15 protein-coding genes are annotated in these 15,290 nt (G+C 38.0%); 10 read left to right on the top strand and 5 right to left on the bottom strand.

Features of this window, described 5'->3' with window-relative positions; genetic code table 11:
- Positions 1 to 78 precede the first annotated feature (78 nt).
- The 4 genes from IQ282_RS06170 to IQ282_RS06155 all read right to left on the bottom strand — a co-directional run bounded on the left by IQ282_RS06170 (position 79) and on the right by IQ282_RS06155 (position 3,459).
- Positions 79 to 855, bottom strand: a complete 777-nt coding sequence (locus tag IQ282_RS06170; protein WP_228547250.1) for a hypothetical protein — start codon at positions 853 to 855, stop codon at positions 79 to 81.
- An 84-nt stretch (positions 856 to 939) separates the two neighbouring features.
- On the bottom strand, positions 940 to 2,070 hold the full coding sequence (locus IQ282_RS06165) for a porin family protein (RefSeq protein ID WP_194850981.1): 1,131 nt from the start codon (positions 2,068 to 2,070) through the stop codon (positions 940 to 942).
- 80 nt (positions 2,071 to 2,150) lie between these two features.
- Positions 2,151 to 2,912 carry a hypothetical protein gene (locus tag IQ282_RS06160; protein ID WP_194850980.1) on the bottom strand — a complete coding sequence of 254 codons (762 nt, stop codon included), beginning with the start codon at positions 2,910 to 2,912 and terminating at the stop codon, positions 2,151 to 2,153.
- Positions 2,899 to 3,459: an RNA polymerase sigma factor gene (locus IQ282_RS06155; RefSeq protein WP_317174186.1), complete on the bottom strand. Its 561-nt coding sequence runs from the start codon at positions 3,457 to 3,459 to the stop codon at positions 2,899 to 2,901. The genes IQ282_RS06160 and IQ282_RS06155 overlap by 14 nt, the downstream gene beginning before the upstream one ends.
- A gap of 249 nt (positions 3,460 to 3,708) precedes the next feature.
- On the opposite strand from IQ282_RS06155, the gene IQ282_RS06150 reads away from it, so the two are divergent.
- The gene (locus IQ282_RS06150; RefSeq protein ID WP_194850978.1) at positions 3,709 to 4,239 is read left to right on the top strand and encodes an ester cyclase; all 531 of its coding nucleotides are present in this window, start codon (positions 3,709 to 3,711) and stop codon (positions 4,237 to 4,239) included.
- Between the two features lie 342 nt (positions 4,240 to 4,581).
- On the opposite strand, the gene era is transcribed toward IQ282_RS06150, so the two are convergent.
- A complete protein-coding gene (era, locus tag IQ282_RS06145) occupies positions 4,582 to 5,472 on the bottom strand; it encodes a GTPase Era (RefSeq protein WP_194850977.1) in 891 nt (296 codons plus the stop codon).
- Positions 5,473 to 5,658: 186 nt separating this feature from the next.
- Here era and IQ282_RS06140 point away from each other — a divergent pair, with 186 nt between their 5' ends.
- The 9 genes from IQ282_RS06140 to IQ282_RS06100 all read left to right on the top strand — a co-directional run bounded on the left by IQ282_RS06140 (position 5,659) and on the right by IQ282_RS06100 (position 15,101).
- Positions 5,659 to 6,600 (top strand): mechanosensitive ion channel family protein, encoded by a 942-nt coding sequence (locus tag IQ282_RS06140; protein ID WP_228547249.1) that lies wholly within the window; start codon positions 5,659 to 5,661, stop codon positions 6,598 to 6,600.
- Positions 6,601 to 6,819: 219 nt separating this feature from the next.
- Complete coding sequence (locus tag IQ282_RS06135; protein WP_194850976.1) at positions 6,820 to 7,689, top strand: OmpA/MotB family protein; 870 nt, start codon at positions 6,820 to 6,822, stop codon at positions 7,687 to 7,689.
- A 195-nt stretch (positions 7,690 to 7,884) separates the two neighbouring features.
- Positions 7,885 to 8,538, top strand: a complete 654-nt coding sequence (locus tag IQ282_RS06130) for a fasciclin domain-containing protein (RefSeq protein ID WP_194850975.1) — start codon at positions 7,885 to 7,887, stop codon at positions 8,536 to 8,538.
- A 202-nt stretch (positions 8,539 to 8,740) separates the two neighbouring features.
- Positions 8,741 to 9,679, top strand: a complete 939-nt coding sequence (locus IQ282_RS06125) for a geranylgeranylglycerol-phosphate geranylgeranyltransferase (RefSeq protein WP_194850974.1) — start codon at positions 8,741 to 8,743, stop codon at positions 9,677 to 9,679.
- 428 nt (positions 9,680 to 10,107) lie between these two features.
- On the top strand, positions 10,108 to 11,088 hold the full coding sequence (locus IQ282_RS06120; RefSeq protein WP_194850973.1) for a pseudouridine synthase: 981 nt from the start codon (positions 10,108 to 10,110) through the stop codon (positions 11,086 to 11,088).
- Between the two features lie 77 nt (positions 11,089 to 11,165).
- Entirely contained in the window at positions 11,166 to 12,557 is a 1,392-nt protein-coding gene (locus IQ282_RS06115; protein WP_194850972.1) for a type III PLP-dependent enzyme domain-containing protein, read from the top strand.
- A 50-nt stretch (positions 12,558 to 12,607) separates the two neighbouring features.
- Positions 12,608 to 13,546, top strand: coding sequence for an agmatinase (gene speB, locus IQ282_RS06110; protein WP_194850971.1), 939 nt, complete (start codon positions 12,608 to 12,610; stop codon positions 13,544 to 13,546).
- A gap of 18 nt (positions 13,547 to 13,564) precedes the next feature.
- Positions 13,565 to 14,533 (top strand): deoxyhypusine synthase family protein, encoded by a 969-nt coding sequence (locus tag IQ282_RS06105; RefSeq protein WP_194850970.1) that lies wholly within the window; start codon positions 13,565 to 13,567, stop codon positions 14,531 to 14,533.
- Between the two features lie 145 nt (positions 14,534 to 14,678).
- A complete protein-coding gene (locus IQ282_RS06100; RefSeq protein WP_194850969.1) occupies positions 14,679 to 15,101 on the top strand; it encodes a hypothetical protein in 423 nt (140 codons plus the stop codon).
- Positions 15,102 to 15,290: the final 189 nt, after the last annotated feature.

Here is a 15,290-nt window from a genome sequence, read left to right as displayed (position 1 = left end):
TTCGCGAAAGCGAAACACACAAGATTTCAATGAAACGAGCTAACGGAGCCATCCTGCGATGGCTTGACATGAAAAAAATTATCTAAATCTAAAACCTATGCTGGCGTACTGCTGGTCTACCGGTGAATCCTTGAAAATACTGTTGAGTCCATATTTCATAAATATCTGTGCGCTTCCATAACCGCCGTAAATACTCAATCCATAGACAAAATCCTCCATCTCAAAATCGTTGTAAAGCCTGTTTGAAATATCCCTACCGTTACGCTCGAATTCTAAAAACTGGCTGGTGGTAAGACTCAATCCCAAGTAACCACCGATGCCGACAACAATGCTGTCGTCGTCTTCATATCTTGATATTCCATTATCAAACTCGCGCTTTTCCCTTTGTCCTATTTCTAGATGTAAAGGAGCTATTAATGTAAACTGCTCAAACTTAGATTTATCAACATTAAAATTCAAAGCCTCTAAGCTTGTAATGTCATTTAGTGTTTGAAACTCGCGGTTTCCTCTGATTCGCAGCGTTTGCCATTGACCGGAAAGTCCATAGTTAAAACGCATTAAATCATTCTCACTTGACAATTTTGTAGAAAAATCGAGGCCAACTTCAAAAATTCCTGAACCCCAGAATGTGTAGTCATCTCCTATACCATTACCATTTCCCAGTGCTTGATTCCAACCAAAAGCAAAAAATAAGTTAGTTTTAGTCTGAACATCCCGATCCCTTCTTGAGGAGTCAAAAAGATCTAAAAAATCATTAGGGGCCTGCTTTAAAGTTTCTTTATCTGCATCCTTCTCGGACTCTTGCGCTTTAGTTGCCGCTAGTGTTAGTAAGAAAAGTGGTAATAATAATCTCATTTTCATCTTGTTAGTTTGATCTAAATATAGAACAACCTGTGCAAAGTTTTGCAAGGGTTGTTCAGGGTCAATTTAAAAAATCGTTTACTGCAACCTAACCCCAAAGGCGACATACTGACCGTCCACTGATCCCGATTTGAAGATGTCATTTAATCCCATACGACCAAAAAGCGTCCAACTATCAAAGCCTACATAGGCATCCACACCATAAACGAAAATATTGTTGTCGAAAGAATTTATAGTAGTCTGTTTAATGTCTTCACCTTCTAGCTCATATTTGTATTTCAATTGAGACCTCATATTTAAACCTGCATAACCACCAACACCAAATTTAAACTGGTTGCCTTCACTATACCTTACGCGACCATCCTCATATTCTCTGCGTTCTGTTCCACCTATTTCAAAATGAAGTGGAAAAACCAACTGGTCCTGACGGAATTTTGCTTTTCTGGCATTGAAGCCTAACCGTTCAATCTGAGTGTTTTCTGGATTTGTAATGGTAAATGCTCTGTTGCCATTCAATTCTGTTCCTTGAGTTTGGTATTCGATACCATACTTAAATCTCAAGGTTTGGTTTTTATTGAGTGTTGTTTTCCAGTTTATTCCTACAGAAAAATAATTATTATTCCCGTAGCTAAAATCATCAATACCTAGATTGTCGCCATTAATAAAATTATAACCTAATCCTAATGTAAGTCCCGATGTGGTAGAGACAGTTTTGCGATACTTATCAGAACCTACCGACGTTATTCCCGGAGTTCCTAATAATTTTAACGTTGTACCAGATTTATTACTATCATATTGAGAATCGCTTACTTCGACAAATGCAATTTCAGAATCAATCATTATGTTATGCTTCATGATTTTGTCAGCGTAGACTGCAGCGATAGTTTCCTTATCTATTTGAGCCATTTCTATCGTGTAATCGTCAGACGATTCTACTCGAGCATTGATCGTTCCAACGTTCTGAGCGAGCTCCTTGCGCTGCGTAGCCTCATAAGTCCTGCGCCACACCTTCAGGTAGGAAATACGTCTCTTTTTCTTTTCGAGAATTTCTAAATATGCTTTTTCTGATTCATAAATATTAGTTCTGACCTCGCCGTTTAGTGTGTCAATCACGGTATACGATTTGTCTTTATCCTTTTCTTGAGCCCAACCAGCAAAAGTGCCAGCGAGCAATAAAATGATAGTTACGAAGTAGAGTTGCTTTTTCATTTGTTTTGAATTTAAAGTGAGTAATTCCTGTCTGCTATCTCTAAATAGCTGACTCTTATTAAGTTGGTGTTTATTTTGATTTACTGGTTTCTGTCGATCAACGCGACGGCTTCTCGTTTGAGTCTGCCCAGTCCATTGAGCAACGTGTTTTCTAATCTATTGCGGCGTTGGGCTTCCAGGTCCCATTCCGTTTCCCGTAACAATTTTTGCGGGTTTATAGACCTTGTTTTGTTAGCTGCGATGCCCGTTGTTTGACCTTTATTCTTTATGGCAATGTTTTCAAGTGCTTTGTTGAGCAAGGCGTCAGATTCAGAGATGGGATTTGCATTATTATTCTGAGCAACAGCGGCCACGTCCTCGATGATGATGTTCGGTTTTGAAATAGCCGACTTGGATTCCTGTTCCTTAACTTCTTCAAAAGCGATTTCATTTTTCTGATTTAAGAATGGATCTTGAACAACCCTTGCTTTAGGTGCTTTAGGCTTTGCTTCATTTGTTGCAGGCTGCGGTTCTTTACCTTCACTTGCCGCTACGCTGTTGTTTTGATCTTGGATCACTGGAATTGGTTTCTGTAATTTAGTTTCCGTATCTGAATTTTCAATCGCTGGTTCCTCTATAACTATCTTTTGATCCGCTTGCGTTTCAGAGTCAGCTACAAATAAGGAAGGAACCATGGTCAATCCCAAAACCAACACAGCCGCAATAGCTCCCAACCAAAAGATGATGGGCTTTTTACTTTTGGTCTTTTCAGAGTCCAATCGCTGGGACAACTTCTCCCAAGAATCTGCACTGGGCTGGATCTCCCGACCTTCAAATTTGTTCTTTATATTATTGAGCTTCATAGTGCTTCTTTTTTAAAATCATTAACTGTTCCTGCAATAACAATCTTGCCTTGCGGAATTGTGTCTTACTCGTGCTCTCACTTATATCCAGCATCATTGCAATTTCCCGATGTTTCAATCCATCAATCGCAAACATTATAAAAACACTTTTGTAACCATCTGGCAAACCGTCGATACATTGCTGGATCTGATCCAGTGGTAAGTCATCACATTCTTCTTCATCCTGATCCTCAAGACGTTCCTCATCGATCTCGCTACTCCATTTAAAGGGATCTTTTATACGCAGCGCGTTCAAACATTCCCGGATCATGATGCGTCGCACCCAGCCTTCAAAACTCCCTTCATGTTGGAAACTTTCCAACTTTGAAAAGACTTTGAAAAAACCATTCAACATAATTTCTTCAGCCGTTTCCAATGGCGAGATGTACTGCCGGCAAACACTCAGCATTTTACCAGCGTGCTTATCGTAAAGCCTGCGCTGTGCCTTACGGTCCCCATGCGCGGCTTTCTCAATCAGCTTTTTCTCGTTGGTATAAAGTTGGATCACTTTCACGTTTTAGGTGCTTTCTATTTATATAGACACCGCTATTTTTAAATGGTTGCCTGAAAATTTGAAAAATATTATTTTTTAATCTCCATGCTAAAATAGCAGAATCCTATGGAAAACAGTATTGTTAGAAAAGAGGTTTAAAGCAGGTGGCATCACGCTTTCGCGAAAGCGAAATAACTATACTTTTCTGATAATCAGAGCAAAACAATTATTACCTTAGGGAGATAACTCCAAAATGGAAATATCATGAAAGCAGCAATGAACATTACAGCCGTACTATTTCTAGCGTTACTCGTCACTTCTTGCAATCAAAAACCACAGGAATCCACCGATTCAAACAGCGACATGATGGAGACCAAAATGAGGGAAAGCAGCAAGAATAGGTTTAAGGCGTGGAATACCGGTGATACAGATTTAATGCTCTCTACCTTGAGCGACGACTTTAAAAGATACTCTAACGGGCAGCTCCAGTTTGAAGGAAAGGATGGATATGTAGCATTAATTGAACAATACCGTACCGCATTTGCAGATATAAATTTTGCATACGAGATGGTTGCAATATCAGGTAATAAAACATTTACAAAGTGGACGGCGTCTGGAACAAACACAGGTATTTTTAAAGGTCAAGAAGCTACCAATAATATGACCTCGTCAGATGGTTTTACAATCACAACCTACAATGATGAAGGACTAGCAATTATGGAAGAGGCCTATCTGGACGAATTACTAATTCTATCAAATCTGGGCTATAACATTAAACCTCCTAGTGCCGATTAAATCACCCGTAGAGCTGATGGAAATGGATGTAGAGATACTTTTGACCTTACTGCATGGATTACAGGTCAATCGCCTGAACCAATTGAATTTAAAATCTCAATGGGAAATCATTTGTGGTAACTGGACATGAAATAGAATCGCGGATTAAAGAGGGTTTTGTTTCAGTCTAACTTCTGTTAAGGATTTAGAACTCGATTTCGGCTTCAATTTCGGCATCATCTCTTAATTCGATACGAGCCGCAATTATAGTTTTGAACTCAAATCAAGCATCGATTTGAACTTTAAGTTCGAATTCGAGTCACCTTTTGATTTAGGTTTAGGTTTAAGCTTTAGTTTAAGAAACTATTTGTTCTCGCCTTTGTACCCAAAACGCTTGAGTTGCTTCTCATCACTACGCCAGTTTTTATTCACTTTCACGTAGAGTTCCAAATGCACTTGCTTGCCAAAGAATTTTTCCAAATCCCGACGTGATTCTACGCCTACTCTTTTAAGAGCAGTCCCTTTATGACCTATAATTATTCCTTTTTGAGTTTCCCGCTCGACCATAATAACTGATCTAATGCGGATTATTTTTTCATCCTCAAAAAATTCCTCAGTATCTATTTCTACAGAATATGGAATCTCCTTCTTATAATGAATCAATATTTTCTCCCGGATGCTCTCGTTCACAAAAAAGCGCTCTGGCTTATCTGTCAAGGCATCTTTAGGGTAATAGGCTGGAGAAACGGGTAGAATTTCAACAATACGATCCAGTAACTGTGGCACTCCGAAGTTTTCTAGTGCACTGATGGCAAATATCTCCGCTTTAGGCAAACGTACTTTCCAGTGGTCTAAGGCCTCCGTAAGTTGTGTTTCATTCCCTAAATCAATTTTATTAATCAGCACAATTACCGGAACTTCTGCAAATGTCAGTCGGTTTTCAAAGGCTTCATTTTTTAACTCTCTTTCACCCAGTTCTACCATATAAAGGATACAATCTGCATCTTCAAAGGCATTCTTTACGAATTCCATCATGCTTTCCTGCAGCTTGTATGCAGGTTTAATAATTCCAGGTGTGTCGCTTAGAACCATTTGGAAATCCTCGCCGTTCACAATTCCTAAAATACGGTGACGTGTGGTTTGTGCTTTACTGGTAATGATCGATAGACGCTCGCCTACCAGTGCATTCATGAGTGTGCTTTTCCCTACATTAGGGTTTCCAACGATATTTACAAATCCTGCCTTATGTTCCATGCTGCAAAGATAGGGTCATTTTACAGCTCATTGCCTTAAAACCACAGGAAGGATTAAAATCTATTACTGATGGTTTTATAGTGAATTCGCTACTTATTAGACCTATTACCAATTTTTCTGGTGTAATTTAACGTTAAAAGCTGTTAAGCGTTAATAATAATAGCATCAAAAAATTAAATTTGGAACATGATGATATTTTTACAAGATGCAGCAACTCAAACAGACAATGCTGCTAATACAAGTACAGAATTAAAAGATAGCGGGACATTGATTTTAGATCAACTGGCGGGATGGTACAATTCCTTTATTTCCCATTTGCCTAATATCGGGATTGCCATACTGGTTTTGGTAATTTCCTATTTTCTAGCAAAATGGGTGAGTAGAGGCGTTCAAAGCTTGCTTCATAATAAAGTTTCCCAGGCTAGTGTAAGACATCTTGCTGGTAAAGCTGTTGCAATAGTAGTGGTGTTGACCGGTATTTTTATTGCCATGAGCGTCTTACAATTAGATGATGCAGTTCAAGGGATTATTGCGGGTGCTGGTATATCTGGTCTGGTAATAGGTCTGGCCTTGCAGGGCTCCATGTCTAATATAATTAGTGGTATCATCCTTTCCTTCCGCAAACAGGTTAAGGTGGGCGATTGGATTGAAACGACTGATTTTTCTGGTGAAGTGATCCAAATCCAACTGGATAAGTTCATTATCAAACAGGCAGATAACAATATGGTCATCCTTCCCAATAAGACAATTATTGATAACCCGCTGAAGAATTTTTCTTTAACGCCTCGTATGAGAGTGGTAATATCATGTGGTGTAGGATATAAAATGGATCTTGAATTTGTGAAGAAACTAACCATTGACACGCTATCAGAAAAATTCAAGCAAAATGACGGTGAGGAAATTGAGTTTTTCTATCAGGAATTCGGTGATAGCAGCATCAATTTTATTGTGCGTTTCTGGGTAGATGCTGTGAAGAATAAGCAAAATTTACAAGCACAAAGCGATGCTATACTTGCTATGAAGAAAATATATGACGCAAACGATATTAATGTGCCGTTCCCAATACGAACACTGGAATTTAATAATAAGCTGCAAATGGATGGCACTGCTCGCAAAGAAGAAGAGTAGAAAATTGCTATTTATATTTAACAAAGTTCCGAAAATTCTCTTTTCGGAACTTTTTTTGTGAAGGAGTTCGCTTTCGCGAAAGCGATATAAGCCTCACATTATCTGCTTTTAAGAAATCAAGGTTGGGATCTTCTTGACATAGTTTAACAAAACTCTAATACACTCAACATACGAATGACACAATTTGAGGGTTTTGTATGCAACCTAAAAACCCTAATTATGAATAACAAGTTAAATAAGGTAGTTGGTACCCTAACCATCGCAGCCTTACTAGTAAGTTGTGTTTCTAAAAAGAAATACACAGAACTGGAAACAAATTACAACGACACAAGATCAGAACTGCTCAGAACTAGAGTAGAAAAAGAAGATCTGGAAGCAAAATTTGCAGCAATTGAGACCAGAGTGGATCGATATAATGACAAGATTGCCTCCTTACAGTCTGACAAAGAAGGAATGTTAGTAACCTCTAACAATGGTGAATTTGCCGTTTCTGAAAAGAACAAAAAATCAATGCGTCGTACCTTAAAGAATGTATCGCAGGAGCAACTTGCAACAGCGGTTACTTTAAAGGACAGTTTAAATCTTGCGATCAGTTATAAAATGTCGCAGCGATTAAAAGGAGCTAACGATGGTAAAAATGTCGATATGAAAATCGAGAATACCGTGGTTATGATCCAGATTGCTGATGATCTATTATTTAACGATAGCAGTTACCGAGTAGGCAACAAAGCAGATGATATTCTATCTAAAATTGCAGATGTGGTAAATTCAGAACCTTCCCTTGAGATTTTAGTAGAAGGACATACGGACAACCGCACCGTTAAAGAAGGTAGTTATGTGAAAGACAATTGGGATCTAAGTACAGAACGTGCTGCGGCAATAGCTCGTAGATTAAGTTCTAAATTCAATGTTCCACAGGAGCAACTCATTGTTGCTGGGAGATCGAGTTTTGATCCTATAGTTGCTAATGATTCTAAGCAGAATATGGCAAAAAACAGACGAACTCAAATCGTCATTATGCCTAATCTCGACAAATTCTTTGCAATGTTAGACAGTGAAGTAGCTGTTTTAGGTGATTCAGACCTATAAAACGTAAAAATATTTAAATTAAATCGCTTGATTTCTCGATCAAGCGATTTTTCATTTTACTGTTTATCAGTTGGTTACACATTAAAAAACAGCGGTATTGTTAAATATTAGCTAATCAAACGATAAACATACGTTAGACATTGTAGAGATAGCGAATTCTAACAATATATTTACACCTCAATTAAATCAACAATTATGAAATTTACTCAAGTATTTACTTTTGCTCTTTTAGCAGGAACTTTATCACTAGTTTCTTGTAAGGATGGAGACAAAGAACAAATGGAAGCTGACCAAATGGAGATGGAACAGCGTACTGCTGATTCTCTTAAAATGGAAGAAGACAAAATGATGGAACGTGACGCAATGGCGGTTACTGTAGGTGGTGCAAAAATGTACCCAGACATGACTATCGTTGAAAATGCATCACAAGCGGACAACCTTACTACTTTAGTTGCTGCTGTTAAACAAGCAGGTCTAGTAGAAACTTTAAACAGTGAAGGACCTTTCACAGTATTTGCTCCTACAGATGACGCTTTTGCAGCTCTTCCTGATGGAACTGTAGATGGTCTTTTGAAGCCAGAAATGAAAGAACAACTTTCAGGTCTTCTTACTTACCACGTAGTTAGTGGAAATGTAGATGCAGCTTCATTGATCAAAATGATCGAAGAAAACAATGGTAAAGCAACACTTGATACCGTAAACGGTGGAAAATTAACTGCTGAGGTAGTTGATGGTGAAGTAGTTCTAACAGACGCTAAAGGTGGTAAAGCAACTGTGATCATTGCAGATGTTAAGCAATCTAACGGTGTAGTACACGCAATTGACGCGGTATTGATGCCAGCAAAATAATAAGTTAATCACTTATTTTGAAAGCCCAAAACTTAGGTTTCGGGCTTTTTTTATGGACTTATTTTTAATAGTTCATTAGTCTCTAATATCTCATAAAAGCTATCATTAATGCTTACCTGTCAGCAATTTGACTTTGATTTATTAGGTATAAATCAATATCCTACTTCACAATCTACGTTCTATTAATTGCTAACTTCGTAGTATGGCAATCCCAACCGATTTGAATCTAAAAAAACGTAGTATTAGGGTTCTCGCTATAAAAGTGTTGAGTCTTTTTTCCACTGTACGGTTGTATAATGTAGCCATAGTAGCACTGGCCCAATTGATGGCTGTCATTTTTATCATTGCTCCCAATAAACCTATTCTCAGTACTATAACCGATTATCGATTATGGTTCATCATCATAGCATCTGCTGCTACGATTGCAGGAGGTTATATCATAAATAATTTTTACGATCGTGAGAAAGATCTAATCAATCGACCGCAAAAAACAATGTTAGAGAACCAGGTGAAGCGATCTACTTTATGGTCAGTTTACTTTTTTCTCAATGGGATGGCATTTGTATTAGGAATGATTGTTTCCTGGCGGGCCGGTTTATTTTATGCTGTATATATTACTGCCATGTGGTTTTATTCCCATAAACTCAAAAAAGTCCTTTTCGTTGGAAACCTCGTGGCTGCTGCTCTCGCGGTCTTGCCGTTTTTTGTACTCTTCATGTATTACAAGAATTTTTATCTTGTCATTTTAGTACATGGTTCCTTCCTATTTCTTATCATAGGGATGAGGGAATTGATAAAAGATCTAGAAAATCTGAGAGGTGACCTCGCCCAGAATTACAACACACTTCCAGTAGTTCTAGGAGAGAAAATGACTAAAAAATTCTACACGGTACTCACGGTGATATCAATTATTCCCGTAGTTTCTCTAATGGTTTATTTTGAGACAGGATACATGAACTACTATTTTGCATTCATCACAGGTGCATTACTGGTATGCTTACCGCTATTATGGTCTTCAAGAAGAAAGCGCGAATACCTTCTCATTCATTTTATTCTCAAAATCATAATAGTGGCTGGTGTATTCTCCATTCTGTTAATTGACTTACCCGGAATCTTCAATAGGATAAACACTATGATTTAATTATTGACAGCAGTTAATAACGAATTTAAAGTAATGTTAGATAGTGCGATATCATAGAATGTGAAGAACTACTAATGATCTATAATTAAAAAGCCTTGAATAAATCATAGACCGTATGATGGAATTAGAAAAACACCATGCTATTACTAGGTTTATAGTAAAGCATTGATTTCTATTTCTTAGAATATTCTGACATTGTTTTGAGAGACAGTCTTATTATTAATTCATCTAAGATTAGTGATACTGGGTTTAAGAAGTGCCCTATTTTTAAAATGGATGATGATATTTCAATAGTTAAACCCTATCATATCTTGCTGTTTTAATTATTATGAGGATTCTAACCTCTTATTTTCCAAATTCTTATTCAATTTCATTTTCATTTTCGTATAGCATATATCAAAAAGTTATCTTTGCAAAAAATTAAAGCGATGAGCAGAGGCAACGAAGGATCTGGAAGAAAAAGCGGTAGCCGTCAAGGTGGTAGCGGCAAATCAACTGGAAAGGGTGGAAATAGAAGAAATGCTGGATCTGAAGATCATAAAAGTAACAATTCAGGACGTGGCAGCGCGTCTACCAGTAATACACGTGGTGGGAAAAATCAAGTCATAGGAACTTCCAGATCTGGAAACCCAGTGACAAAAAAAGAGTATGTTTCTAGAAAGAAAAAAGAAACTAGTGTTGCTGGAAAGTCTGACGCTAAGGGAATACGCTTGAATAAGTATATTTCAAATAGTGGTATTTGTAGCCGTCGCGATGCAGATATTTATATTGCTGCAGGTAGTGTGACCGTGAATGATAAACCGGTGATTGAAATGGGCTACCGCGTGCAGCTGTCTGACGATGTAAAGTTTGACGGTCGCTCTATTGAACCTAAGAAAAAAGAATATTTCCTACTTAATAAGCCTAAGGGATTCATCACACCTCGCTCAGGAGAGAAAGCTTCAAAAACGGTTATGGACCTGATGGCTAACGCCAGTGAAAGTAAACTACATTATATAGGCAGGTTGGGAAGAAAATCAATTGGTCTAATGATTTTTACCAATGATCTGGACCTAGCTAATTCTATGAATAATCCTACTAAAAAAGTACGACAGATTTATCATGTTGCTTTAGATCGCAGTTTCAAGCATGAAGATTTAATGAAAATACGTAACGGTGTTTCCATTGAAGGCGATGAGATCAATGTGGAAGATGTGAACTATGTAGAAGGTGGAAAGAATAATGAGGTAGGAATTGAAATACACAGCAATAAAGACAATATTGTACAGCGCATTTTTGATAATGTAGGTTATGAAGTAGTAGTTTTAGACCGTGTAGTTATAGGTGGATTGACTAAAAAAGACCTACCGCGTGGGAATTACCGTTTATTGAATCAACAAGAGATCATCAACCTAAAAATGAAGGCATAATTTTATAATTTGTCTAACATAGATGTTGTCTACAATATAGAACTTAGTAAATTCATTATTATATTTAAATCAACGTATTGAATACCAAATACATAGATCTTATAGATCAAACGTACCATTTTCCGACAGAGGAATTTGAGCTAACAGAACGCCAACTGCAATTCCACGGCATCGATTTGATGCAGCTGGTTCAGGAATATGGTAGCCCCTTGAAATTTACGTATTTACCTAAGATTTCAGAAAATATAAACCGTGCAAAAGGATGGTTCAGTGCTGCTTTCGCGAAAGCGGACTACAAAGCATCCTACACCTATTGCTATTGCACTAAAAGCTCGCATTTCAAACATGTCCTAGATGAGGCATTAAAGAACGATATCCATATCGAGACCAGCAGTGCATTTGATATCAATATTGTAAAAAGTCTGAAGGCAAACGGGAAAATCGACAAGGATACATATGTAATCTGTAACGGTTTTAAGCGTGATTTATATATCGAGAATATTGCCAGTCTTATTAATGATGGGCAACACAACTGTATTCCAGTTATTGACAATTTAGAAGAATTACCGCTTTTACAGCAAGCAACGGAAAAGAAATTTAAAGTAGGAATACGCATTGCGAGTGAAGAGGAGCCTAAGTTTGAATTCTACACCAGCAGGTTAGGAATAGGTTACAAAAGTATCCAAGGCTTTTATAAAAATCAGATTGAAGGCAACGATCAGGTGGAACTTAAGATGCTCCACTTTTTCATAAATACGGGAATACGCGATACCGCTTATTACTGGAATGAACTGCATAAATGTTTGCAAGTTTACGTGCAACTTAAGAAAATGTGCCCGTCACTTGATAGTTTAAATATAGGTGGAGGTTTTCCTATCAAAAACAGCCTGGCCTTTGAATTTGACTATCAATACATGGTAGAAGAAATCGTGAGCCAGATCAAGATCGTATGTGATGATTCTGGTGTTGATGTCCCACATTTGTTTACAGAATTTGGTTCCTTTACCGTAGGTGAAAGCGGTGGTGCGATTTATAAGATCTTGCATCAAAAGCAACAGAATGACCGTGAGAAATGGAGCATGATTAATAGCTCATTTATTACAACACTTCCAGACTCCTGGGCGATCAGTAAGAGGTTTATCATGTTGCCCCTCAACCGCTGGAATGATGAATATGAGCGAGTACTATTAGGTGGATTGACCTGCGATAGCGATGACTACTACAATAGTGAGCAAAACATGAATGCCATTTACTTGCCTAAATATCACAAAGACAAACCTTTATACATAGGATTTTTCAATACCGGTGCTTATCAAGAATCAATAGGTGGTTACGGTGGTTTACAACACTGCTTGATCCCTACTCCTAAACACATTCTTATTGATAGGGACGATAACGGCGAGTTGCAATCCAGGATCTTTAGGGATCAACAGACATCAGAACAAATGCTGGATATTTTAGGCTATTAATGAGCCCAGATTATTAATTATATTTATTCCTTGATTTTAACTATTTTCTCATGAGCACTAAAAATTATGCCGGCATTGAAGATGAATATGCTGGATTAGACAAAGCCTCCATTGTTCTTATTCCGGTTCCCTATGATGGAACCAGCACCTGGCAAAAAGGAGCAGACAAAGGTCCTGATGCATTCCTGGACGCGAGTCGCAACATGGAATTATACGATATTGAAACCGATACAGAAGTTTACCAACACGGTGTATTTTTAGCAAATGCTGTAACAGAAAATAGTTCGCCAGAAGCGATGGTAGATGCTGTTCACGCAATCACTAAAAAATATATCAAGAAGAATAAGTTCGTAACCCTTTTTGGGGGGGAACATTCTATTTCTATAGGAAGCATACGTGCTTTTAATGAAATGTTTGAAAACTTGAGCGTGCTGCAAATTGATGCGCATGCAGATTTGAGAAAAGAATACGACGGCAGTTCCTGTAACCATGCCTGTGCCGTTTATGAGGCCAGTCAAACTACAAATCTGATACAGGTAGGTATTCGTAGCATGGACAGTGCAGAGTTGGGAATCAATGAGGATGAAAAGACTTTTTATGCGCACGATATGGCGCAAGATGATTACTGGCAGGAAAAAGCTACAGAAGCCTTGACGGACAACGTGTTTATCACCATAGACTTGGACGGTTTTGACCCTTCAATTTGTCCATCTACTGGGACTCCGGAGCCAGGAGGTTTATTCTGGTATGAGACATTAGAATTTCTAAAAGGTGTTTTTGAAGAGAAGAATGTGGTAGGATTTGACATTGTTGAATTGTGCCCCAACCCTAATGAGAAGGCGTCTGATTTCCTTGCGGCAAAATTGTATTATAAAATGTTGAGCTACAAGTTTAAAGATATTGCCCTGGAAGGTGAGGCTGGATATGATGCTGAAAACGCTTTCGCGAAAGCGGGATTGAAGAAAATGAAGAACATAAATGAGGATTAGTCCTTTTAAATCAAAACTATGAGTAAGCCGATTACAGAATTTATAGAAAAATACTTCCTACACTTTAACAGCGCTGCCCTAGTGGATGCCGCCAAAGGGTACGAGGATCAATTGAATAAAGGTTCCAAAATGCTGGTTTCCCTAGCTGGAGCTATGAGTACCGCAGAAATCGGTAAGATTTTTGCCGAAATGATTCGTAAAGATAAATTACAGATCATTTCCTGTACCGGTGCAAACCTAGAGGAAGATGTCATGAACCTTGTGGCGCATTCTCATTATAAAAGAGTTCCTAACTATCGTGATCTGACGCCGCAAGATGAATATGCATTACTGGAAAAAGGACTGAACCGGGTGACGGACACGTGTATTCCAGAAGAGGAAGCTTTTAGAAGAATACAAGAGCATATCGTAAAAATATGGAAAGATGCAGAAGCGAAAGGCGAGCGTTATTTCCCGCATGAATACATGTATAAATTATTATTGAGTGGCGTCCTGGAAGAGCACTATGAGATCCCGATTGAGAACTCGTGGATGTATGCCGCTGCCAAAGCAAACTTGCCGATGGTTGTTCCTGGATGGGAAGACAGTACGATGGGAAATATTTTTGCCAGCTATGTCTTGAAAGGCGAGCTCAAAGCGAGCACCGTAAAAAGTGGGATCGAATACATGACTTATCTCGCAGACTGGTACACAGACAACAGCAAGAACGGTATAGGGTTCTTCCAAATAGGTGGAGGAATTGCGGGAGATTTCCCCATCTGTGTTGTACCTATGTTGTATCAAGATATGGAACGCACTGACACGCCATTCTGGAGTTATTTCTGTCAGATTTCTGATTCTACGACCAGTTATGGGAGTTACTCGGGAGCTGTACCTAATGAGAAAATTACTTGGGGTAAATTAGATATTGACACCCCTAAATTTATTGTAGAAAGTGATGCGACAATTGTTGCTCCATTGATCTTTGCTTACTTACTGGAAATGTAAACTAGGCTAGCACCTGATAAAAAAGGTAATGGTCTTTATGCTGTATAAGTATATCTAGTAAAAACGACAAGCATTAAGTCATCGAGCGAAATGATTAACTTTAAAGCATATCGGTATTATCCAAACTATTTATAAAACATCTATTATGAGAAATATATTTTTGACATTATTGATGGGAGTTGTTCTTGCTTCCTGTGGCTCTACCAAAGGAAAAGATAAAGTATCTGAGAATTTTAAAATTAGCATCCTAGAAGTAAATAATGGTACTGTAAAACTGGAATGTACAGAAGGATGTGCCTGGACAGAGCTATCTTGGACTAAAAACAACAATCGATCTCAGGTTATCAATGCTTATGGTATGGCTGACGAGTCTAACGAAGAAATCAATCTGAGCGACGATTTGCCGGAATTCAAATTCAGAATCGTTCCTACGGACAATGGTGCGACGTTAGAGAGTTTGTACGGTACTGCGTGGAAAACACTTTCTTTTTCATGCACAAGCGATTGTAATCATTATGTTGACTTCAAAGGCATAACTACACATAATCGATCTGATTCAAGGCGATAAACTTGAGAGCAGTATTGCGACGCAAAGCTGTTATTTAAGAGTACCAGCATCATATTAAATATCATAACAATTACCTGTAAGCCACTTCAAAGTGGATTACAGGTTTTTTAAGTGCTAAAATTAACAGCATTACAATAAAACATGAAGACCTCTTATCCTATATTAGGTTCAACGACAATAACAAGACAA

This window comes from Nonlabens antarcticus (genome assembly GCF_015356755.1).
GTDB lineage: Bacteria > Bacteroidota > Bacteroidia > Flavobacteriales > Flavobacteriaceae > Nonlabens > Nonlabens antarcticus.
This window is presented reverse-complemented; position numbering and strand designations above follow the sequence as displayed.